Origin of the sequence: Craurococcus roseus (assembly GCF_039523795.1) — a bacterium.
In the GTDB taxonomy this organism is placed as follows: Bacteria; Pseudomonadota; Alphaproteobacteria; order Acetobacterales; family Acetobacteraceae; genus Craurococcus; species Craurococcus roseus.
Genome location: NZ_BAAAFZ010000085.1, coordinates 1 through 1,370 on the forward strand (window position 1 = coordinate 1; position 1,370 = coordinate 1,370).

Annotated in this window: 1 protein-coding gene; it reads right to left on the minus strand. The window is 76.1% G+C overall.

Going from position 1 to position 1,370, the window contains the following annotated elements:
• The coding region (locus tag ABD067_RS22970) for an aminotransferase class I/II-fold pyridoxal phosphate-dependent enzyme (RefSeq protein WP_343897739.1) at nucleotides 1-1,290 on the minus strand (1,290 nt) is incomplete at its 3' end.
• Between the last annotated feature and the right edge of the window lie 80 nt (nucleotides 1,291-1,370).

A 1,370-nucleotide genomic window follows, 5' to 3' on the forward strand; every position in this document is an offset into this window, starting at 1 on the left:
GGCCAGGGCCGCGACGGCGCGCTCGATCTCCTCTGCCGCGTGCTCCGCCGAGAGGAAGAAGCGCAGCCGCGCCGAGCGTTCCGGCACCACCGGGAACAGGATCGGCTGCACGTTGACCCCCGCCTCGAACAGCGCCGCTGCCATGCGCGCCGCCGCCACCGAGCTCCCCAGGACCACCGGCACGATCCCGAGGCCGGCGGAGTGCCCGGTGTCGAAGCCCGACTCGCGCGCCCGTCGGAGGAACAGCGCGGCGTTGGCCCGCAAGCGACCCACGCGCCACGGCTCCGCGCGCAGCACGCGGAGCGCTTCCAACGCAGCCGCGGCCAGCGGCGGCGCCAGGCCGACCGAGTAGACGAAGCCCGGCGCCGAGTGCCGCAGCACGTCCACCAGCGCCCGCTTGCCGGCGACGTAGCCACCGCAGGACGACAGCGTTTTGGAAAGCGTGCCCATCCAGATGTCCACGCCGCCGGGGTCCACGCCGCGCTGCTCGGCGACGCCGCGCCCCGTGGCGCCCAGCACGCCCACCGAATGCGCCTCGTCCACCATCAGCAACGCGTCGTGCCGCCGCGCCGTCTCCACGAAGCGCGCGAGGTCCGGCACGTCGCCGTCCATGCTGTAGTGGCCCTCGATGACGAGGAGCGCGCGGCCGTGGCGGCGGCGCTGCGCCGCCAGTTCGCGCTCCGCGGCGACGGGATCATTGTGCGGGAAGGCGATCCGCCGCGCGCCTGAGAGGCGCGCGCCTTCCACCACCGAGTTGTGGATCAGCGCGTCGTGCAGCACCAGGTCGCGCGGCCCCAGGAGGTGGCCGATGACCGTGACGTTGGTGGCGTGCCCGCTGACGAAGGCGAGGCAGGCCTCGGCGCCGTGGAACTCCGCGAGCGCAGCCTCCAGCGCCGCGTGGACCGGCCGCTCGCCGGAGGCCAGGCGGGAAGCGGAGGCGGACACGCCGTGCCGGTCGATCGCCGCCTTGGCGGCGGCCGCCACGCGCGGGTCGCCGTTCAGCCCGAGGTAGTTGTAGGAGGCGAAGTTCAGGCACTCGCGCCCGCCTATCACCGTCCGCGCGCCCGCCACGCCCTCGTGCGGGCGGAAAAACGGGTTCTCCAGCCCGAGCGCCGCGCCGGCCTCGCGCACCATGCCGATGTCGGCGGCGCCGGGGAGGGTGGACAGGTCGCGCCCCGTGCCGGCGTCGGCCGCCGCGGCCGGTTCCGCGCCGCGCCGCTTGGAAAGGCGTTGCAGCAGCGCCGCGCGCGACGCCGCGGACAGGCCGAAGGGCTGCCGCTGCGCCGTCACGCCGCCGCGCCCATCGTGTCGTCGCCGCCCTCGTCGCGGGGCGGCGCCTCTGCGGGCGGCGCCGACGGCTCGTGCGCCGC